The following is a 20,081-nucleotide window of genomic DNA, read 5'->3' as shown; positions in this document are numbered from 1 at the left end:
TCAGGCGGCCAGCGTCGCGCCGCCGTCGATCACGATGTCCTGCATGGTGATGTGGCTGGCCAAGTCGGAGGCCAGGAACAACACCGCGTTGGCGATCTCGTCCGGGCGAGCGATTTTGCCCAGCGGGATCCCCAACTTGAACATCTCGGGGAAGCCGGCGATGGTGCGTTGCTGCGCATCATCGGTCTGCCACATGCCGCGCTGCATCGGCGTGTCGGTCGAGCCCGGCGACACCAGATTGCACCGCACGCCGAACGGCGCCATCTCCAACCCCACGCAGTGGTTCAGGCTGGTCAGCGCCGCCTTGGAGGCGCAGTAGGCCGCCATCTGCACGCGCGGTACGTGCGCGGCGTTGGAACCGATGCTGACGATCGCCCCGCTGCGCTGCGCCTTGAAGTGCGGCAGCACGGCGCGGAACAGGTAAAACGCCCCCGAGGCGTTGACGTTGATGCACTGGTGCCAGTCATCCACGCTCAGATCTTCGGTATTGCCCATGCGCAGAATGCCGGCGGCGTTGACCAACACGTCCAGTTGCGGGTTTTCCGCCAGCTGTTGGCGGCACACCGCCTCCACCTGCTCCGGCCGGCTGATGTCCAGCGTCACGCAAGGGTAAGGCAAATCCGGGTTGGCGAACTCGCGGTCAAACCCCACCACCTCGGCGCCCTGCGTCAAAAAATGCCGGGCGATCTGCTCGCCGATGCCGCGCGCCGCGCCGGTCACCCACACGCGTTTGCCGGTGAAATCCATCTGAATGCTCATGCGCGCACCGCCATCCGGGCGCACAGCCGGGTCATGTTGTTGTTCATCATTGTCTCCTGCGAAAAGGATAGGATGCGGCGCGCGCTGCGCCGCAAAGTGGCCCTACAGCGCACCGCTGTTCAGGCCGAAAGCGTTGAGCATGGTGCCCAGTTTGGCGGCGGTTTCCAGCCACTCGGACTGCGGCGTCGAGGCGGCGACGATCCCCGCGCCGGCGAACAGCCGCACCCGGTTGCCGCGCAGCAGGCCGCTGCGGATGACGATCGCCCACTCGCCGTCGCCGTTGGCGTCGCACCAGCCGACGATGCCGCTGAACAGGCCGCGATCGTGCGGCTCCAGATCGGCGATCAGCTGGCGGGCGCTCTCGGTCGGGAAACCGCACAGCGCCGGCGTCGGATGCAGCAGGCAGGCCAGCTGCATCACGTTGAGATTCGGGTTCAGCAGCTCGCCGCGAATGCGGGTGGACAAATGCCACATGGTGCCGGTACTGAGCAGCGACGGGCCGCTGGGCACGCTCAGGCTGGCGCACAGCGGCGCCAGGTGCCGACGGATGTCGTCGATCACCAGCTTGTGTTCGTATTTGTCTTTGGTCGAGCGCATCAGGCGCTCGCTGCCGAGGCGATCCTGCTGCGGATCGTCCTGACGGCGCGCCGAGCCCGCCAGCGGGTTGGTGTGGATCTCGCCGCCCTGCTTGCGGATCAGCAGTTCCGGGCTAGCGCCGATCAACACGCCGCCATCGGCCAGTGGCAGGGAAAAGTGGTAACCGGTCGGGTTCTGCACCATCAGGTTATTGAGGATCTGGTGGCCCGCCACCGGCTGCTCCAGCTCGATGTCGAGGATGCGCGACAGCACCGCCTTGTCCAGCTTGCCTTGTTTAAAGCGGCTGACCGCTTCCGCCACCGCGTGCTTGAAGCGCGGCTCGTCCGGAATGCTGGTGCAGGCGGCCAGGCGATGCGGCTGTTGCAGCATCGGGCGCGCGGCGCGGGTAAAGCTGTCGTTGGCGACAAACTCATAACTTTCAGGCACATATAGGCAGGAAGGCCGGCGCGTGTCGAACGGAATGGCGCCCACCACCACCGGCGTCTCCTGGCCGGCGGCGTTGGCTCGCGCCAGCGCCTGGCGAATATGCTGCGCCAGCGCGCTGCCTTCCTGCTCGCCGCCGAACGCCGGCGTCTCAATCCGTTCGGACACGCCGCTGGCGGAGAGGGAACGGAATTCGGACCGGTACAAAAAGGTCGATTGTTCGGCGTACGCAAACCCGGGGAAGGTTTGGTTTTCTGTCGTCAGTGTCGCCACAGACCACTCCTTTGTTGCGCCTCACCAATGATAATGTTTATGCGAATAATTATCATTAGCTGTAAAAGGAGGATAAATTACACCGATTCCCCACCGAGGGTCAATCTCCGATGAATGAATCTTTCCGCTCGCTGCGGCAAATCCACGTTACGGCGCAGCAAGAAATAACACACTGTTATTATTGTATTTTAGCAAAAAATAAAGGTCGTGACGTCGTCACCTTCACGCCAAAAATGCCCGCTGAACCGGCGGCCGGCGGGGCAATTTGGCGTCAAGGTCTTAAGCAACGCTAATACGAACGTCTGCCGCTGCGTATCCACGGCGACCATGCGCGCATCGAGAAAATCGAAGTAACAACGCACCTGCGGATAAAGCGCCTTGAACAGGCTCTCTTTGGCGGAAAACGTCAGCGTCAGCAGCTCGTTGAACGGCAGCGTTTCGCGCAGCAACGCCTCGCGCTCCCCCGCCGAAACGATCGCCCCCCACAGCTCCTCCGCCCGCACGTCGGAGAGCAGCGTCTCCACATCCAACCCAACGCCGCCCAGCCCGCTCTCGCGGTGTACGGCGCACAGCGCGGTATCCGAATTATGGCTCAGCGCCCCGGCGATGCCCGGCGGCCACTGCGGCGCGCGATCTTCGCCGCGCGCCAGGGTGAAGTCGGCGAAACCGAGCGGCGCCAGCAGCTGTCGCGCCAGCACACGCCCGGCCAGATACTCCGCGCGGCGTTTCGGCACCGCGCGCGCCAGATGGTCCGGCAGCGCAAAGCCCGCCTCGGGAAAACTCTCGTCGCGATACTCCGCCAGCGCAAACTGGCAGCGCGCCACCTGGCCCGGATAGCCGTCCGGCGTGAAAAATTCGATATTGCGGATAAAAGTGGGCAACGGCAGTATCCATGATAAGCAGGCAGGCTGATGATGTTAGCCCCCGAAACCGCCTGCAACAATGACCCTGGGCAAAATAAATGACGTTAAGGCTCGTACGGCGGCACGTTAGCCGGGATGGGGAGAGGCCTCTCCCCCGCGGTCGGGAGAGAGGCTGGGCATTACAAGATGCCTTTCATGGTCTTTTCGAAATCGCTCCAGGCGCAGAAACCGTCTTTGTCGATCGGGCAGCCTTTCAGCGCCAGCGTCACGCGCTGCGGCGGGGTTTGCAGCGTCAGCGGCGTCGCCTTGCGCAGCTGTTCGGTCGACTGATAGACGTACTCAATCTTCAGCAATTCACGGCTGTTCTGCGCGTCGCGCCAGCGCTGGAACACCAGTTTGCCGCCTATCGGCGTTTTCTCGTACTGCTGCGGCAGCTGATACGGCTGGAACTGCATGGCCGACAGCAGCGAGGCGATATTGGAGTCGTGGCCGACCAGCACCGTCAGCTTCGGCGCGTCCGGTTTGCGCTCGCCGAGCAGCGCGTTGTTGATGTAGGTCAGCAGCGGTTTGGCGACGTTCTGCGCCACCACCGGCGAGGTGAACAGCGAATCCTGATAGCCGTCTTTCAACTGCGCCAGCTGCTTCCACTGCTGCGGGGTGACGATTTTGCCCCAGGCCACCTCTTTCATCGGGAAACCTTCGTAATACTGCAGCATAAAGGCGTCCACCAGCGAGTTGCCCACCCGCAGCGGGCCGGAGACGCCCGGCTCTTTGCCCGGCACCGCGCTCATCACGCTGGCTTCTTTGGTCAGGTCGCAGTGTTTGTCGGTCTTGCAGGCGGCGGAATCCTTGTAGTCGATGATCTTCGCCAACTGCTGATAAGAGGCGTCCAACTTCAGCGATCCCAGCGCGGCATTCATCGCCGCCAGCGCCTGCTGGTTGAAGGCTTCGCTGGTGTCGGTGATGATCGGGTTGAAGGTCGGATCCATCTCGCCCATCTTGTCCTGATGGTGCACGCTGACGTCGCAGCCCGGGAACGCGCCATTGCTGAAGAACTGCGCGGTGGCCACCGTGCGCTGCAGGCTGTTGGCGTAGACGTACACGCTGCCGGCGGTCGGGCAGCCCTCTTGCGGCAACAGGCCGGTCTGCTTCAGCCAGGCGTTGAAATAGTGCCCCATATACACTTCCAGCACCCCGCCCTTGGTGGTCAACTGGCCGCCCGGCGTTTCCCAGGCCGGCCAGGCCTTCGGCGTGGACTGCGCCAGCACGCTGCCGTTGTTGGCCAGCGGCGCGCGCAGGTTATGGCGGCTCATCACCAGCACCTGTTCCAGTTGATAACCGCCGGCGTCCGCCAGCGCGTTCCCGGTGAATAACAAGGGCAGGCACAGCAATAACGTTTTTTTTCTCATCCGCAGAGGCTCCCGGAAAATGATTATTTTTAAGGTGTTAGCGTTTGCCTGCGTATGATGGCGGGGTTAGTGTGACAAGTGTGTGACAGGGTTCACGGGAAAAGATCGTACCAGCGGCCACCGGGCGGCGGCCGCTGTGCGTCAACTCAGTACCACAGGCTCATGATCGGCCAGCCGATCAGCAGCAGCGCGGCGATGTACACCACGCCGAGAATGCCGCCCAGGCGCCAGTAGTCTTTCGATTTCACGTAGCCGCAGCCGTAGATGATCACCCCCGGCCCGGTGGCGTACGGCGTCAGCACGCCCATGATGCCGATCGACAGCACCAGCAGCATCGACAGCTGTTCCATCGGCACGCCCGGCAACCCTTTGCCGACCGCCAGGATCACCGGCAGCATGGTGGCGGTGTGCGCCGACAGGCTGGCGAACAGGTAGTGGGCGAAGTAGAACACCAGCACCAGCGCCACCACCGTCATGTTCGGCGAGAAGCCGTCCAGGTGGGTGCTCATGGTCTGGGCGAACCAGTCGATAAAGCCGGAGCGCGTCAGGCCGTTGGCCATCACCACCAGCGTCGCCAGGTTAACCAGCGTATTCCAGGCGCTGGAGTATTTGGTGATCTCTTTCCACGACACCACGTGCAGCGCCAGCATCAGCGACACCGCCAACAGGCACACCGCGGTGGCGTCCAGCACCTTGCCGCCGAACACCCACAGGCACAGGCTGAGCAGCACCAGGCCGATCAGGGTGTACTCCTTGCGTGTCAGCTTGCCCATTTCCCCCAGCGCGGTATTCGCCCAGGCGGCCACTTCGCTGCTGTGGGTCACGCCCGGTTTGTACAGGTAGTAGGAGATCAGCGGCGCGATGATCAGCAGCAGCAGGCCGACCGGCAGGAACGCCAGGAACCACTGCATCCAGCTGATGTGCACCCCGGCTATCTTGCCGACGAACTCGATGCCCAGCACGTTCGGCGCGGCGCCGGTGACGAACATCGAGGAGCTGATGCTGGTGCCGACCACCATCATCCACATCAGGTAGCCGCCGATGCGGCGCGAAGAGGGATCGTTAGGGAAGGAATCGAACAGCGGCGGCAGGTTTTTCACCACCGGGAACACCGTGCCGCCGGTGCGCGCGGTGTTGGACGGCGTGAACGGTGCCAGCAGAATATCGATGATCACCACCGCATAGCCCAGCGTCAGCGTGCGCTTGCCCATGAACTTCACCAGGAACAGCGCGATGCGCCGCCCCAGCCCGGTGGCCTCGTAGCCCAGCGCGAAGATAAAGGCGCCGAACACCAGCCAGACGGTGGTGCTGGAGAAGCCCGCCAGCCCCCATTTCAGCGCCTCTTTACCGGCCTTGAAGCCTGGCTCCGCCAGTTCCTGCGCGCCGAACAGCACCCAGTTGGCGCTGAGCACGCTGACGGTCACCGCGATAAAGCTGATGGCGGTGGCCGGGATCGGCTCCAGAATCATGCCGACGATCATCGCCACGAAGATGGCAAAATAGTGCCACGCCTGCGGCGGCATGCCGTCGGGCACCGGTATCAATAACAGGATCGCGAGCACCGCCAGCGGCGCTATCGCTTTCCAGATCTTTTCCTGGGTTTGTGACATAGGGACTCTCCTGAAGGCTTGGTTATTATTCTTGGGCACCCAGCTGCGCCAGCAGCCAGGTCACTATCAACAAGTCGGCGCTGCCGCCGGGGCTGAGGTTGCGGGCAATGCAGTCGGCATCGAAGCGCCGCAGGCGCGCCAGGCCCGCTTCCCCCGCCGAGCCGCCCTGCGCCAGCAGCCAGGCCGCCCGGCACCGCAGCCAGCGCAGCCCGCGCAGGCCGCCGCGCGAGGCGACGTTGGTGTCATCGTTGTGGGCCATCAGCCACAGCAGGCTGTCCAGCAGCGCCCGCTGTTCGTCGCCGCCGGCGGCCAGCCGTTGCCGATACAGCGGCAGCGCGCCGTCAAGCACCAACCGAAAACCGGACTCCGCCTCGCCGCGCGCGCCGCTGAGGCCATACGCAGCGAACAAGCGCTGGCCGGCGGTCTGCCCGGCGTTGTTGCGCCGCAGCTCACGGTCCACCAGCCCCCGACACATCGCCGCTACCTCGCCGCACAGCGCCTCCGCGCCGATGTCACGGCTCTGCTGCTGCAGGCGGCCGAAGGCGGTGCACAGCAACCCGAGTGAGAACACGCTGCCCTTGTGGGTGTTAATGCCGCCGGTGGCGCGAAACATCTGGTTTTCGCAGGCCATGCCGAGCGGCCGCAGCCGCGCCAGCTGCTGCTCTGCCGGCAAAGCCGCGTCTTCCCGTCCGCGTTGGATAAAGCGCGGCAGCCACACGCCGATGGCGCGGGCGCTGCGGTAGAAGTGCCCGAGATCCATGTCGCGGTGGGCGCCGGTGTTATGACGATCCACCAGCCCCGGTTTGGGCGTGAGGTTGACCTCCACCAGCAGCGCGCGGAAAGCGGCGCGGGCGAAGTCGCAGGCCGGCTCGGTGCGACGGGCGGGTGGATTAATCGGCAGAGATCGCATCGTTGAACATCCTTTCCATTTCTTGCAGCAGCTGCTCGCTGCCATGCCGCCGCTGGCGGGCGCAGATCTTGGCCGGTTGGCCGCACAGCAGGCAGCGCCGTTCCGGCAGGCCGATGTCGCGGCGCGACAAAATGCGCCCCTGCGCATCCAGCACGTCGATATCCCACAGCCGGCCGATCGGGCGACTCACCTCCAGCTGCATGGCGCAATCTTTCACCCGCTGGGCGTCGGCGCGCAGCGCCACAAACCCTTCGCAGCCGGTGGAAAGCGCCAGCGCCTCGGCCTGCGGGCTGGGCCAGCCCTGCTCGGCGCGCAGCCGCAGCAGCGCCGCCCACCCGAGGTTGAAGATGCCGCGCGTCAGCGCGCTGTCCTTCACCGGGCCGGGGACGACCAGCGTCAGCACCAGCAGCGTGCACTCGTGCTGCGCCAGCCACGCCTGCTGGCGCGCCTGGCGGCATTCGCGGCTGGTGAGCAGCTCCGGCAGGCTGACCGCGCGTTCGGCGGCCAGTTGAGGATCGACGGCGGCCATCGGTTACTCCGCCACCTGATGCACCACGTCGATCACCGAGCCGTCGCGGTAGCGCACCACCGCCACCACCTTGTCGGTAAAGGCGATCGGCTGCGGTTCGCCGGTCAGCTGCAGCGCGCGGGCGCGCAGCCAGTCGATGCTCACCACCTCGAGCCCGGCCTCCCGCAGGCGCTGCGCCAGCTCCGGCCGCGCCGGGTTGACGGCGATGCCGTGGTCGGTCACCAGAATGTCGATGCTGGAACCCGGCGTGACGCAGGTGGTCACCTGCTCCACCAGCGTCGGGATGCGCCCGCGCACCAGCGGCGCGACGATGATCGCCAGCCGCGCGGCGGCGGCGGTGTCGCAGTGGCCGCCGGACGCGCCGCGCAGCACGCCGTCGGAGCCGGTCAGCACGTTAACGTTGAAGCCGGTGTCGATTTCCAGCGCGCTCAGCACCACCACGTCGAGCCGATCGACCGACGCGCCCTTGGAGCTGAAGTTGGCGTACTGGTTGGCGCTGATTTCGATATGGCGCGGGTTGCGCGCCAGCGAGGTCGCCGCCGCCCGATCGAAGCTCTGCACGTCCAGCAGCTTGCCGATCAACCCTTTCTCGTGCAGATCCACCATGGTCGAGGTGATGCCGCCGAGGGCGAACGCGGCGCGAATGCCGCGGGCGCGCATCTTGTCCTCCAGGAAACGGGTCACCGCCAGCGAGGCGCCGCCGGTGCCGGTTTGCAGCGAAAACCCTTCGGTGAAGTAACCTGAACCGGCGATCACCTCGGCGGCGCGGCGGGCGATCAGCAGCTCGCGCGGGTTCGAGGTCATGCGCGTGGCGTCGGCGCCGATCTTGTCGGCGTCGCCCACCCGCTCCAGCTGCACGATCAGATCCACCCGATCCTGCGCCAGGCTGGCGGGATGATGCGGATACGGCACCAGCTGCTCGGTCAGCAGCACCACGGTGCCCGCCGCCTCGGCGTCCACCCGCGCATAGCCGAGCGAGCCGCAGCAGGCTTCACCGCTGTAGCCGTTGGCGTTGCCGAACTCATCGCAGGCCGGCACGCCGAGGAAGGCCACGTCTATCTTCAGCTCGCCGGATTCAATCAGGTTGACCCGGCCGCCGTGCGAGTGAATTTGCACCGGCTCCGCCAGCAGGCCGCGCGAAACGGCGTCCGCCAGCGGGCCGCGCAGCCCGGAGGTGTAAATGCGGCTCACCACGCCGTGGCGGATATGCTCAACCAACGGCGCATGGCAGTCGGTCAGCGAGCTGGAGGCCAGCGTCAGGTTGCGGAACCCCATCGCCGCCAGCGTCTCCATCACCTGATTGAGCGCCAGATCGCCGCCGCGAAACGCATGGTGGAAGGAGATGGTCATGCCGTCCTGCAGCCCGCTGCGGCGCACCGCTTCCTGCAAGGAGTCGCACAGCTTGAGATCGCGCGGTTTGCGCGCCTGCAGGTTGGCTTTGGACACGTCCTGATAGCCCGGCAGATCCGCCGGGTTGGCGAAGGTCATCAATCGTTGTTGGCGGTTCATCATGCTTCCTCCCCGTGCTGCGCCGGTTCTTCCCGTAAGCCGGACAGCGCGGCGCGCTCCAGCACCAGCCGGGCGCGTTCAATCACCGGGCTGTCGACCATTTTTCCGTTGAGCGACACCACGCCGCGCCCTTCCCGCTCCGCCGCCTCGGCGGCGTCCACCACCCGCTGCGCGTGCGCCACCTCTTTGGCGGTCGGCGCATACAGGTTGTGCAGCAGCTCAATCTGGCGCGGGTTAATCAGCGATTTGCCGTCGAAGCCGAGCTGTTTGATCAGCGCCGCTTCCTGCAGGAAGCCGGCTTCGTTGTTGGCGTCGGAGTAGACGGTGTCGAACGCCTGAATGCCGGCGGCGCGCGCCGCCTGCAGCAGCGAGCAGCGGGCGAACAGCAGCTCGATACCCTCCGGCGAGCGTTCGGTGCGCAGGTTGCGCACATAGTCTTCCGCCCCCAGCGCGATGCCGATAAGACGCGGCGAAGCGTGCGCGATCGCCACCGCGTTGGTGATGCCCTGCGCCGATTCGATCGCCGCCAGCAGCCCGGTGCTGCCGACCGGCCGGCCGCAGGCCGCCTCGATGGCGGCGATCTCGCGCTCCATGTCGACAACGTCCTGCGCGCTGTCGGTCTTCGGCAGGCGCACGATGTCCGCGCCGCCGCGTACCACCGCCTGCAGGTCCGCCAGGCCGTAGGCGGAGTCGAGCGCATTGACGCGCACGATGGTTTCCACCTCCTGGTACAGCGGGTGCTGCAGCGCGTGGTACACCAGCCGGCGCGCCGCGTCTTTTTCACGCAGGATCACCGAGTCTTCCAGATCGAACATCAGCGCATCGGCCTGGTAGATAAAGGCATTGCTGACCATCGCCGCATTGGCGCCGGGAACGAACAGCATGCTGCGGCGCAGCCGGGTTTTATTCAGCGTTTTCATCTTTCGCCTCCCACGGCAGTTGGCCGCTCTCGCAGGCGCGCATCAGCGCGGTTTCCAGCCGGGCGCGCAGCACGCAGTCCAGCGCCCCCTTGTCGTCGACGATCACCTGCACCGGCTCCACCTCATAGCGCTGCAGCACCTCCAGCAGGGTGCGACGGATCGCCGTGCCGAACTGTTTTTCCACGCTGCTGGCGATCAACAGATCGTGCTGCGGCCCCTCGGCGGGCGCGATGCGCACCATGACATCGCTGGATTCCAGCGTGCCGGCCATTGCTTCTCGGATAATTTTCATCATTCACCTGATTGTGCGGACTCAAAAGGATGCGGGGCCGCCTTGGCCCGGCGCTGCGTTTGCAGATCCTGCAGGTAGTACAGGGTGTCCGGCGGCACCAGCGGCGCGGCGGCGTGGAAGTCCCCCGCCGCCAGCAGCTTGCGCACCCAGGAGGCGGAGATCGCCGTGCCCTGATATTGCAAACGCTCGATTTCCACCAGCGCGATCGGCGGGCTGGGCAGCGCCGGCGTTTCCAGCCAGTAGCGCATGTCGCGGTTGTATTTCGCGGTCACCGCGCAGAACGGCTCGTTGCCGACAAAGCGGTGGGTAATGCCCAGCGCGGGCGCCAGATACTGGCGGAAGATCTTCAGATCGATTTCGGTGTAACAGTCGTCGGCCACGCCCTGATCCTTGATGAAGTAACAGGGGAAGGTGGCGCGCGAGATCACGTACTGCGAGCCTTCGTGTACCGTGAGGTTGGGAATATCGGCGGTGCCGGCCAGCACCAGCCGGCGCCGGTCTTCATAGCTGAAGCGCGAGGTGTTTTCCTTCACCAGAAACAGGTGCAGCCAGTCGCAACGTTTGGCCGCCTGACGCACCAGATACTGATGCCCGCGGGTGAAGGGGTTGGCGTTCATCACGATGCTGCCGATGGTATCGCCCGGCCGACGTTGGCTCGTCAGTTGGGCGGCGTAGCGCTTCAGGCGACACGGGCTGTTTTCCATCAGCACCACGATGCCCGGCACGGTGGCGATCGGGTAGAAACCGCACTGGCGGAACAGCGGCTCGTTCTGCACCTTGGTGTAGATAAACAGCTGAGTGTGATGGCGCTCGTAGGCCAGGTTCACCAGCTCGGTCGCCAGCGCCAGCGCCAACCCTTCGCCGCGCATCAGCGGACTGATGGCGACGCATTTGATAATATTGTCGGCGATACCGCCGCAGGCGACCAATTTGTCGTGCTGGGTAACGGTAATAAATATTTCAACCGTGGTGTCGATATTCAGATCGTTACTGCGCAAGAAGGCGCTTATTTCCGAAATCGCTTTATGATCCGATCGCTTTACCCGATTAAATACGGCATCGCCTAACATAACACGCTCTCTGGGTTAACTGGCACACAACAAGTTAAATACAAAAAGGCATTTTAATTAACATCAATGACGGCAATTAAAACCTTAAAAACCATGAAGATAAACGCCGTTTCGCGTTCGATAAATCAATGGTAAACAGAAAAAAAACGCCAATTATTGACCTATTTCACAAACCGTTCCCGGTTAATAAGTTATTTAATGTTCTTTATTTGCTTAATTAATCTTATGGTGTTTATTATTGAGATAATCTTTATTTAGCGCCGCAATTTACTTACATTCATTTAGCATCTTGATTGCAATAGTAGGTTTCATTATGGAATGGCTGAACATCCTGATCGTTGAAGACGAAACGCCGCTGGCGGAGATGCACGCGGAGTTTATCCGCCAGAACGGCGGCTGCCGCCAGATTTGGCTGGCCGGCACCCTGGCGCAGGCGCGCACCATGACCGAGCGCTTCAAGCCGGACCTGATCCTGCTGGACAACTTTCTGCCCGACGGCCAGGGCATCACCCTGCTGCGCGAACTGACGCTGAGCGGGTATCGCGGCGGCATCGTGTTCATCACCGCCGCCAGCGACATGGCCACCGTGGCCGAGGCGTTGCGCTACGGCGTGTTCGACTACCTGATCAAACCGCTGGCCTATGACCGGCTGAGCCAGACATTGCAGCGCTTCAGCCAGCGCCGCGAAGCGTTGAAGGACAAAGCGCGCCTCAACCAGCGCCGCATCGACGAGATGTTCAACACCTATGCCCGCGGCGAACAGCAGGCGGCGCTGCCCGCCGGCATCGACGAGCTGACGCTGGGCAAGATCCGCGCGCTGTTCGCCGAACCCGCCGCGCGCCACACCGCTGAAAGCGTTGCGCAAAAAATGGGGCTCAGCCGCACCACCGCGCGCCGTTATCTGGAGTTTTGCACCGCCGCACAGCAGCTGCGCGCCGAGATCATTTACGGCAAGGTCGGCCGCCCACAGCGGATCTACCGCGCCGGCGAACCGCATTAATGGTTATTTGATCGCCCTTGCAAGGTTGCGTGTAACCGCTTTACTTTTTATGCGCCGGTCAGCATCTTGGTGAGCATCACCTAGCCGACTGGACGATCGCCGATGCCTGCTGCGCCCCATGCTTCCCTGACCGAAATCCTCGCCCGCCGTGACTGGCAAAACCCGGCCTGCACCCACTACAGCCGACTGGACGCTCACCCGCCGTTCGCCAGCTGGCGCACGGTGGAAGACGCGCGCGATGACGCCCCCAGCGCCAGCCGCCGGTCGCTGAACGGCGAGTGGCGCTTCAGCTATTTCCCGCGCCCAGAGGCGGCGCCGGAGAGCTGGCTGCAGCAGGATCTGCCGGACGCCGCCCCGCTGGCGGTGCCGAGCAACTGGCAGCTCGCCGGCTACGACGCGCCGATTTACACCAACGTGCGCTACCCGTTCCCGGTCGATCCGCCGCGCGTGCCGGAAGACAATCCGACCGGCTGCTATTCACGCACCTTCAACGTCGATCCGGCCTGGCTGGCCGCCGGCCAGACGCGCGTCATCTTCGACGGCGTCAACTCGGCGTTCTATTTATGGTGCAACGGCCACTGGGTCGGCTATTCGCAGGACAGCCGCCTGCCGGCGGAGTTCGATCTCGGCCCGTGGCTGCAGCCGGGTGAAAATCGGCTGGCGGTGATGGTGCTGCGCTGGTGCGACGGCAGCTATCTGGAAGATCAGGACATGTGGCGCATGAGCGGCATCTTCCGCGACGTCAGCCTGCTGCACAAACCCGCCGCGCACCTGAGCGATGTGCGCATCACCACCCCGCTGCATGACGGCTTTACCCGCGGCGAACTGGTGGTGACGGCGCGCGCCAGCCGGCCCGGCCCGCTGCTGGTGCAGGTTCAGCTGTGGCGCGATGGCGCGCGGGTGGCCGAGCGCACCCAGCCGCTCGGCAGCGAGATCGTGGACGAGCGCGGCGCCTATGACGATCGCGCCACGCTGCGCCTGCCGGTGGAACGCCCGGCGCTGTGGAGCGCCGAAACGCCCGCGCTGTATCGCGCCACCGTCGCCCTGCTCTCGCCCGAGGGGGAGATTATCGAGGTGGAGGCCTATGACGTCGGCTTCCGTCAGGTAGAAATCAGCGGCGGGTTGCTGAAGCTCAACGGACAGCCGCTGCTGATCCGCGGCGTTAACCGCCACGAGCATCATCCGCGCCACGGCCAGGTGATGGACGAGGCGACGATGCGCCACGACATCCTGCTGATGAAGCAGCACAACTTCAACGCGGTGCGCTGCTCGCATTACCCCAATCACCCGCTGTGGTACCGGCTGTGCGACCGTTACGGGCTGTACGTGGTGGACGAAGCCAATATCGAGACCCACGGCATGCAGCCGATGAACCGGTTGGCTGACGATCCGCTGTGGCTGCCGGCGATGAGCGAGCGCGTCACCCGCATGGTGCAACGCGATCGCAACCACCCTTGCATCATTATCTGGTCGCTGGGCAACGAGTCCGGCCACGGCGTAAACCACGACGCGCTGTACCGCTGGGTGAAAAGCCAGGATCCGACCCGCCCGGTGCAATATGAAGGCGGCGGCGCCGACACCGCCGCTACCGACATCATCTGCCCGATGTATGCGCGAGTGGATCAGGATCAGCCGTTCCCGGCGGTGCCCAAATGGGCGATCGGCAAGTGGATCGGCCTGCCGGAGGAACAGCGCCCGCTGATCCTGTGCGAATACGCCCATGCGATGGGCAACAGCTTCGGCGGCTTTGAGCGCTACTGGCGCGCGTTCCACCACTATCCACGCCTGCAGGGCGGCTTTGTCTGGGACTGGGTCGATCAGGCGCTGATCAAACGCGACGAGCGCGGCGAAGAGTTCTGGGCCTACGGCGGCGACTTCGGCGACTCCCCTAACGATCGCCAGTTCTGCCTGAACGGGCTGGTGTTCGCGGATCGTACCCCACACCCGGCACTGTTCGAAGCGCAGCGGGCCCAGCAGCTGTTCCGCTTCGCCTTCGACGCCGCCTCGCTGACGCTGACCGTCACCAGCGATTACCTGTTCCGCCACACCGACAACGAACAGCTCAACTGGCGGCTGGAGCTGGACGGCGTGGAGCGCGCCAGCGGCAGCTTCGATCTGGCGCTGCCGCCTCAGGGCAGCACTCGCTTCACCCTGCTCGACCGGCTGCCGATGCTGCATCAGTCCGGCGAGCTGTGGCTGAACGTGGAGGTGGTGCAGCCGCAGGCCACCGACTGGTCCGAAGCGCACCACCGCTGCGCCTGGGATCAGTGGCGGGTGCCGCGCGCGCTGCATCCCGCGCCGCCGCCGGCGCAGGGCGTGCCGCCCACGCTGACTGAAGACGATCAGGGGCTGACGCTCACCCACGGCGACCAGCGCTGGCGCTTCGAGCGCAGCAGCGGCCACCTGACGCAGTGGTGGCAGAATGAACAGCCGCAGCTGCTGACGCCGCTGCGCGACGGCTTTGCGCGCGCGCCGATCGATAACGACATCGGCGTCAGCGAGGCGAACCATATCGATCCCAACGCCTGGGTCGAACGCTGGAAGCTGGCAGGCCTGTACCGGCTGGAAGAGCGCTGCACGCGGCTGCAGGCGGATGCGCTGCGAAACGGCGTGCGGGTGGTGAGCGAACACCAGTTCGGCGTGGACGGGGAGATTTTGCTGATCAGCCGCAAACAGTGGCTGTTCGACGCGCTGGGCGCGGTGAGCGTGAACGTGGAGGTCGAGGTGGCCGACGCCCTGCCGCCGCCGGCGCGCATCGGCCTGCACTGCCAACTGGCGACGGTGCAGCCGCAGGCGGAATGGCTGGGCCTGGGCCCGCACGAAAACTACCCGGATCGCCGCCTGGCCGCGCAGCACGGGCGCTGGCGCCTGCCGCTGGCGGACCTGCATACACCGTATATTTTCCCCGGCGAGAACGGCCTGCGCTGTGACACCCGCAGCCTGCGCTACGGCGGCTGGCGCATCGACGGCCGCTTCCACTTCTCGCTCAGCCGTTACGGCCTGCAACAGCTGATGGCCTGCAGCCACCAGCATCTGCTGCAGCCAGAAGCAGGCACCTGGCTGCACCTGGACGGCTTCCACATGGGAGTGGGCGGCGACGACTCCTGGAGCCCGAGCGTGCACCGGGATTACCTGCTCACCGCCGGCGTTTACCGCTATCAGCTGCGCCTGCAGCGAGCGCCAGAGGGCTAAATCTGCCAAAAAACTCAACGGGTTGCGCATTCTGTAAGCAAACAGTCACAGAATGTGTAATCCGCCTTTGACATGCCGACGGCGCCTCGCTATTATTCGCCCCGTTCAAACGATTCCTCTGTAGTTCAGTCGGTAGAACGGCGGACTGTTAATCCGTATGTCACTGGTTCGAGTCCAGTCAGAGGAGCCATATTTAGAGAAGCCCGCTTAAGGAAACTTAAGCGGGCTTTTTGCTGTCGGGCGGTCATAATCGGTGATCCCTACGCCCTCCCTACCCGACACCGTTCAGCCATCCGTTGAACGGGTCAGTTTCTCCCATTGTGCAATTTCCTGACCTAACGCCTCGAGCTTTTGCCGCACCAAACTTAATGCGTCACTGCCTAACAACAGATGCGTGGGTGGGGTCTGGCTCTCGATCAATGCCAGTATGGCGTGAGCCGCCTTCACAGGATCGCCGAGTTGCTTGCCGCTTTTTTCCTGGCGCGCCTGACGAACAGGTTCAAATAACGCGTCATAGTCCGGGAGACGGCGAGGGCTGCGTACCATTGAACGCCCGGCCCAGTCCGTTCGAAACGAACCGGGCGCCACTGCGGTCACGCGTATGTTGAACGGGGTAAGCTCCTGACTTAACGCTTCTGATATCCCTTCCAGTGCAAATTTGCTGCCGCAGTAATAGCTGATACCGGGCAAGGTAATGAAACTGCCCATTGAGGTGATATTGATAATGTGGCCGCGACGGCGCTGGCGCATGCCCGGCAGCGCGGCTTTGATCATCGCCACCGCGCCAAACACATTGACGTCAAACTGGCGGCGCAGCTCTGCGAGCGGAGATTCTTCCAGAATGCCTTCATGACCGTAACCGGCATTGTTCACCAGCACATCTATCGGACCGACGGCGGACTCAATCTCTCCAACCACCTCATCAATACGCTCAACGTCCGTGACATCAAGCAGATAGCCAAAAGCCCGCTGCGTATCGAGCGCGCCGAAAGCCTGTAGCGCTTCGCTGTTGCGCACCGTCCCTATAACCCGATGCCCCACGGCGAGGGCTTCCCGCGCCAGCGCCTGACCAAAGCCACTGCTGACGCCGGTAATTAAAATCGTTTTTGCAGATGCCATAAAAAGAACTCCCATGAACCATGAAGGTTGCATGGTATTCTCTGCTCTGCCGCATTTTTAGGCCGTATCTTCTCTTTTTCTTGCCTGATTTTATGAGGTGGTGGGATGTCCGACATGATTGCCCTGATGAATAGACTTGCGGTGCAAGAGGGATACAACCTCACTGCCCTACCTGATGTGCGAATTTTGCGTTCCGATCGCCCGCTTGCCAGAACGCCGGTGCTGTACGATCCGGGGATCGTGATTGTCTGCCAGGGCAGCAAACGCGGTTATTTCGGTCAACAGACCTATTTATATGATGAGCAGCACTACCTGGCGGTTTCGGTGCCAGTGCCGTTTGTGATGGAAACCGACGCGTCGGCAGCGCATCCGCTGCTGGCGATTTACATGCATCTGGATTTTCAGCTTGCCGCGGAACTGATGTTGCAGATTGAACAACATGGCGCCCCGCATCCTCCCGCCGCGCCGCAAAGCATGATGTCGAGCCCCATGGACGACACGGTAAAAATGGCCGTACTTCGCTTACTTGACGTCCTGGCCAACCCGCTTGAGGCGGCGATCCTCGGTCCGGCGCGGGTACGAGAGCTCTATTTCCGCGTGCTGACAGGCGCTCAGGGCAACGCGATGCGTGCCGCGCTAGCCTTACAGGGCCAGTTTGGCAAAATCGGTAAAGCGTTGCAGCACATCCACGCCACTTACGCGGAGCCGTTAACGCTGGCGCAACTGGCGATGCTGGCCGGCATGAGCGTGCCGACCTTTCATAGCCATTTCAAAGCGATAACGCAGATGCCGCCGATGCAGTATGTGAAATCGGTACGCCTGCACCAGGCACGGATGCTGATGGTGCGCCAACAAATCACCGCCGCCGCCGCGAGTTACGCCGTTGGCTATGAAAGCCCATCGCAATTTAATCGCGAATTCAAGCGTCTGTTTGGCCTGCCACCGGCGGAGGAGATAAAACGCATGCAGCGTCACTTCGCCATTCCGCCCGCGCAGCCTGCGTCGGTATTTGTTTCATCGCACTGAGGCTGATTTGGTCTGGCGAAACGATAGTTCGCTTCTGGCGCAGGGCAGACGAAGGTCTGCTATGAGCGAAGAGCGGACTTATCCGTACAAGGCTTACCATCCAGAAATGGAAGTTCCCCCAAACGGAAAACACTCGCAAACCTTCTAGACAACCTTTTCCCGAGCATTTAGCCTGAATTAAAATTTTAATATCTGTCAGGCTAGTTCATTATGAAAAATGATATCAGAACCCTCGACCTTAACCTTCTTAAGGCCCTTGATGCATTACTGGATGAGGGAAGCGTGACTCGGGCTGCACAGCGCCTCTCCCTGACGCAGCCTGCCGTCAGTGGTATGCTTATTCGCTTGCGTGATTACTTTGACGATCCACTCTTTGTTCGCACCAGCCACGGTATGGTCCCCACAATGCGGGCCAACGAACTTTCTACGCCGGTAAAACAAATCCTCACCGATATCGCTATCCTGCTGAAACCAAAGAAATTTGATCCGGTGACGGTGGAACTGACTTATACCATCGTCGCAACGGACTATGCACTTAAGGCTGTTGTCGTTCCGTTGATGGCTGAGCTAAAACAACGTGCACCGAATATTAAAATCGCCGTGCGGCCCGTGGACAATGAGCGAATGTATCAGCAGTTGTCTCGGGGTGAAGTTGATCTGGCTTTGATAACACCGCAAACAACCCCCGAAGACCTGCATGGAAGAGCGCTCTATGAAGAAGATTATGTCTGCGTAGCACGACGTCATCATCCTCTGGCAGCGAGTTCAGAAATGACGCTCGAACAATTTTGCAAACAGGAACATATTCTGGTGTCATCAGAAGGTAACTTCACCGGTGTTACAGATGAAGCACTGGCTAAGCTCAGTCTGACACGACGAGTAGGCATGTCAGTTAATAGTTTTCAGGTGATACCTGATATATTGCAAGTGACTGATATGATTGCAGTTGTACCTCACCGCATGGTCTTGACTAACAACGATCTCATCATTCTCCCTTTGCCCCTGAAAGTACCCGGCTTTACCAAGAGCATGGCCTGGCATGAGCGAACCCATCGTGACCCAAGTCATCAGTGGATTCGTGCTTTATGCGCAGAAGTAAGCCAACATCCCGCGCCCTGATATAATTTATTTTATTAAGAATATAAGTAATGACAATTCGCCTTATAACTCCATTGCACCAATAATCACTGTCATCACGTTACTGCCGTAATGACACACGCAGTACACTCAACTATAGCAATTGGAGAAATTTATGAACGCGATTAACTGGCCTGAAGGCTTTATTCCGGGTTTTACCGATAACTTTGTTTCTAATGAAATGATCATCTCAGGTCTGAACGTCAATGATGTCTGGCCGCTCCTGAGTCAGCCATTGCTATGGCCGGAATACTATAAAAATTCCGCCGATGTGCGCTTTTATGACAACAAAGGTCCAGAATTGGAAAATGGGGTTCGCTTCTACTTCAGCACGTTTGGTTTCCCAGTTGAAGCTCAGGTTGTGGAGTTTGTTCCACCTGCTGAAGGTAAACCTGCTCGCCTGGCATGGCACGGATGGGCCGGTGAAAAAGATACCGCTCAACGACTCGATGTCCATCATGCGTGGCTACTGGAGGATCTTTCCGGTCACAGGGTCCGTATCCTAACGCAGGAAACACAGAACGGAGTCCCGGCAAAAGATCTGGCAAATACCCGCCCGAACCCAATGCTTAATGGTCATCAGGAATGGCTTGACGGCCTGATTCGAGCAGCAAAGAAATAATAAACCGCTTTCCACAGTCATATCACTGAGGCTGCACTTCCCCGCAGCCTCAAGAATATTTGCCCGTTTGCTATTGCACTTGATTACAGGTAAATCATGTAACCCCCGCAAGTGACACCGTGCGGCCATATCTGTAATGTCCGCTCCTGGCACAAAACTGCCCCGGCGGATCACCTACTCAACAATCTCCACAAACACCTAAAGACCCGCCTCGCCCTCCAGGCAGGCCTTTAACCTTCAGCCATTTCTCAGCCCCCATCCCGCTCCGCAACCCGCGCCATCAATGCCCCCAGCAACGCCAGGTCGACCAGCAACGCCAGCGCGAAACAGGCTCCCTTTATCCCCGGTGCGGCATAGGTTTGCACCAGCGAAGCGGCAATCACTACGGCCACGATAGTCACCACCGTCGTCAGCCTGCACGCCACGGCGAACGCCGCTTTCTCCCCCACTGCCGTGCGGTAGGCGACGCCCTGCCCCAGGCCGCCGAGGGCGATGCCCAGCAGCAGGGCCGGCCAATCATGGCCGCCGAACAGCATCAGCAGCGTCAATAGCCACCCCACCGCTGCCAGTAAAAAGCCGTAGCGAAGAATCGCCAGCGCAGGCCGGTTCCGCAGCGGCCGTAGACGGGCCAGTGCGGCGCCGCCGAGAAACGCCAGCGCCAATGCCGTTAGCAGCATCAGGGTCGCGCCGATGCCCAGCAGATTTTCGGTCTTCAGCAGCAAGGCGCCCGCCGCGGCCGGCACGCTGAGCGCCAGGGCGCTCGCCGCCGCTCCCGTGTGTGCCATGGCGCCCAGGGCACCGTTGTTGATATAAAGGCTCAT

18 protein-coding genes and 1 tRNA gene are annotated in these 20,081 nt (G+C 62.3%); 6 read left to right on the top strand and 13 right to left on the bottom strand.

What is annotated here, in order from left to right; genetic code table 11:
- The 11 genes from dhbA to citC form a co-directional block, all read right to left on the bottom strand.
- Positions 1-759: a 2,3-dihydro-2,3-dihydroxybenzoate dehydrogenase gene (gene dhbA / locus CRO23_RS08130; RefSeq protein WP_016927093.1), complete on the bottom strand. Its 759-nt coding sequence runs from the start codon at positions 757-759 to the stop codon at positions 1-3.
- 102 nt (positions 760-861) lie between these two features.
- Entirely contained in the window at positions 862-2,052 is a 1,191-nt protein-coding gene (locus CRO23_RS08125) for an isochorismate synthase (protein WP_016927092.1), read from the bottom strand.
- 188 nt (positions 2,053-2,240) lie between these two features.
- Positions 2,241-2,933 carry a 4'-phosphopantetheinyl transferase family protein gene (locus CRO23_RS08120; protein ID WP_016927091.1) on the bottom strand — a complete coding sequence of 231 codons (693 nt, stop codon included), beginning with the start codon at positions 2,931-2,933 and terminating at the stop codon, positions 2,241-2,243.
- A gap of 161 nt (positions 2,934-3,094) precedes the next feature.
- A complete protein-coding gene (agp, locus tag CRO23_RS08115) occupies positions 3,095-4,324 on the bottom strand; it encodes a bifunctional glucose-1-phosphatase/inositol phosphatase (protein WP_016927090.1) in 1,230 nt (409 codons plus the stop codon).
- A gap of 146 nt (positions 4,325-4,470) precedes the next feature.
- Entirely contained in the window at positions 4,471-5,934 is a 1,464-nt protein-coding gene (locus CRO23_RS08110) for an anion permease (RefSeq protein ID WP_016927089.1), read from the bottom strand.
- A gap of 25 nt (positions 5,935-5,959) precedes the next feature.
- Positions 5,960-6,844: a triphosphoribosyl-dephospho-CoA synthase CitG gene (citG, locus tag CRO23_RS08105; RefSeq protein WP_016927088.1), complete on the bottom strand. Its 885-nt coding sequence runs from the start codon at positions 6,842-6,844 to the stop codon at positions 5,960-5,962.
- Positions 6,825-7,373, bottom strand: coding sequence for a citrate lyase holo-[acyl-carrier protein] synthase (citX, locus tag CRO23_RS08100; RefSeq protein WP_028130662.1), 549 nt, complete (start codon positions 7,371-7,373; stop codon positions 6,825-6,827). Before citX ends, citG begins: the two co-directional genes overlap by 20 nt.
- Before the next feature lie 3 nt (positions 7,374-7,376).
- A complete protein-coding gene (gene citF / locus CRO23_RS08095) occupies positions 7,377-8,882 on the bottom strand; it encodes a citrate lyase subunit alpha (protein WP_028130661.1) in 1,506 nt (501 codons plus the stop codon).
- Positions 8,882-9,802 carry a citrate (pro-3S)-lyase subunit beta gene (gene citE / locus CRO23_RS08090; protein ID WP_016927085.1) on the bottom strand — a complete coding sequence of 307 codons (921 nt, stop codon included), beginning with the start codon at positions 9,800-9,802 and terminating at the stop codon, positions 8,882-8,884. The genes citF and citE overlap by 1 nt, the downstream gene beginning before the upstream one ends.
- Positions 9,786-10,094 carry a citrate lyase acyl carrier protein gene (gene citD, locus CRO23_RS08085; protein ID WP_016927084.1) on the bottom strand — a complete coding sequence of 103 codons (309 nt, stop codon included), beginning with the start codon at positions 10,092-10,094 and terminating at the stop codon, positions 9,786-9,788. Before citD ends, citE begins: the two co-directional genes overlap by 17 nt.
- On the bottom strand, positions 10,094-11,164 hold the full coding sequence (gene citC, locus CRO23_RS08080) for a [citrate (pro-3S)-lyase] ligase (RefSeq protein ID WP_097101712.1): 1,071 nt from the start codon (positions 11,162-11,164) through the stop codon (positions 10,094-10,096). Before citC ends, citD begins: the two co-directional genes overlap by 1 nt.
- Positions 11,165-11,477: 313 nt before the next feature.
- Between citC and dpiA the strand changes: the two genes are divergently transcribed.
- The 3 genes from dpiA to CRO23_RS08065 all read left to right on the top strand — a co-directional run bounded on the left by dpiA (position 11,478) and on the right by CRO23_RS08065 (position 15,546).
- The gene (dpiA, locus tag CRO23_RS08075; RefSeq protein WP_016927082.1) at positions 11,478-12,164 is read left to right on the top strand and encodes a two-component response regulator DpiA; all 687 of its coding nucleotides are present in this window, start codon (positions 11,478-11,480) and stop codon (positions 12,162-12,164) included.
- 102 nt (positions 12,165-12,266) lie between these two features.
- On the top strand, positions 12,267-15,356 hold the full coding sequence (locus CRO23_RS08070; RefSeq protein WP_097101710.1) for a beta-galactosidase: 3,090 nt from the start codon (positions 12,267-12,269) through the stop codon (positions 15,354-15,356).
- 114 nt (positions 15,357-15,470) lie between these two features.
- Positions 15,471-15,546: transfer RNA gene (locus CRO23_RS08065), tRNA-Asn, on the top strand.
- A 95-nt stretch (positions 15,547-15,641) separates the two neighbouring features.
- On the opposite strand, the gene CRO23_RS08060 is transcribed toward CRO23_RS08065, so the two are convergent.
- Entirely contained in the window at positions 15,642-16,475 is an 834-nt protein-coding gene (locus tag CRO23_RS08060; protein WP_079452258.1) for an oxidoreductase, read from the bottom strand.
- 105 nt (positions 16,476-16,580) lie between these two features.
- Between CRO23_RS08060 and CRO23_RS08055 the strand changes: the two genes are divergently transcribed.
- From CRO23_RS08055 to CRO23_RS08045, 3 genes are all read left to right on the top strand, one after another.
- Positions 16,581-17,501 carry an AraC family transcriptional regulator gene (locus CRO23_RS08055; protein ID WP_097101708.1) on the top strand — a complete coding sequence of 307 codons (921 nt, stop codon included), beginning with the start codon at positions 16,581-16,583 and terminating at the stop codon, positions 17,499-17,501.
- Positions 17,502-17,711: 210 nt separating this feature from the next.
- Positions 17,712-18,620, top strand: coding sequence for a LysR family transcriptional regulator (locus CRO23_RS08050; protein WP_023464152.1), 909 nt, complete (start codon positions 17,712-17,714; stop codon positions 18,618-18,620).
- Positions 18,621-18,753: 133 nt separating this feature from the next.
- Entirely contained in the window at positions 18,754-19,260 is a 507-nt protein-coding gene (locus CRO23_RS08045) for a polyketide cyclase (RefSeq protein WP_004110859.1), read from the top strand.
- Between the two features lie 248 nt (positions 19,261-19,508).
- On the opposite strand, the gene CRO23_RS08040 is transcribed toward CRO23_RS08045, so the two are convergent.
- Positions 19,509-20,081, bottom strand: coding sequence for a hypothetical protein (locus CRO23_RS08040; protein ID WP_097101706.1), 573 nt, complete (start codon positions 20,079-20,081; stop codon positions 19,509-19,511).

Origin of the sequence: Serratia sp. JKS296 (assembly GCF_900215445.1) — a bacterium.
Classification (GTDB): domain Bacteria; phylum Pseudomonadota; class Gammaproteobacteria; order Enterobacterales; family Enterobacteriaceae; genus Serratia; species Serratia marcescens.
Note: the sequence above shows the minus strand (reverse complement) of the source record. Positions and strands in the feature narration are given on the sequence as shown.

Bases quoted from the DNA above. Each gene is read 5' to 3' on its own strand.
- CRO23_RS08055 (WP_097101708.1), top strand. From the start codon at position 16,581: ATGTCCGACATGATTGCCCTGATGAATAGACTTGCGGTGCAAGAGGGA.
- CRO23_RS08045 (WP_004110859.1), top strand. From the start codon at position 18,754: ATGAACGCGATTAACTGGCCTGAAGGCTTTATTCCGGGTTTTACCGAT.
- CRO23_RS08050 (WP_023464152.1), top strand. From the start codon at position 17,712: ATGAAAAATGATATCAGAACCCTCGACCTTAACCTTCTTAAGGCCCTT.
- citX (WP_028130662.1), bottom strand. From the start codon at position 7,373: ATGGCCGCCGTCGATCCTCAACTGGCCGCCGAACGCGCGGTCAGCCTG.
- CRO23_RS08040 (WP_097101706.1), bottom strand. From the start codon at position 20,081: ATGAGCCTTTATATCAACAACGGTGCCCTGGGCGCCATGGCACACACG.
- agp (WP_016927090.1), bottom strand. From the start codon at position 4,324: ATGAGAAAAAAAACGTTATTGCTGTGCCTGCCCTTGTTATTCACCGGG.
- CRO23_RS08070 (WP_097101710.1), top strand. From the start codon at position 12,267: ATGCCTGCTGCGCCCCATGCTTCCCTGACCGAAATCCTCGCCCGCCGT.
- citD (WP_016927084.1), bottom strand. From the start codon at position 10,094: ATGAAAATTATCCGAGAAGCAATGGCCGGCACGCTGGAATCCAGCGAT.
- citF (WP_028130661.1), bottom strand. From the start codon at position 8,882: ATGAACCGCCAACAACGATTGATGACCTTCGCCAACCCGGCGGATCTG.
- citE (WP_016927085.1), bottom strand. From the start codon at position 9,802: ATGAAAACGCTGAATAAAACCCGGCTGCGCCGCAGCATGCTGTTCGTT.
- citC (WP_097101712.1), bottom strand. From the start codon at position 11,164: ATGTTAGGCGATGCCGTATTTAATCGGGTAAAGCGATCGGATCATAAA.
- CRO23_RS08110 (WP_016927089.1), bottom strand. From the start codon at position 5,934: ATGTCACAAACCCAGGAAAAGATCTGGAAAGCGATAGCGCCGCTGGCG.
- dpiA (WP_016927082.1), top strand. From the start codon at position 11,478: ATGGAATGGCTGAACATCCTGATCGTTGAAGACGAAACGCCGCTGGCG.
- dhbA (WP_016927093.1), bottom strand. From the start codon at position 759: ATGAGCATTCAGATGGATTTCACCGGCAAACGCGTGTGGGTGACCGGC.
- CRO23_RS08060 (WP_079452258.1), bottom strand. From the start codon at position 16,475: ATGGCATCTGCAAAAACGATTTTAATTACCGGCGTCAGCAGTGGCTTT.
- citG (WP_016927088.1), bottom strand. From the start codon at position 6,844: ATGCGATCTCTGCCGATTAATCCACCCGCCCGTCGCACCGAGCCGGCC.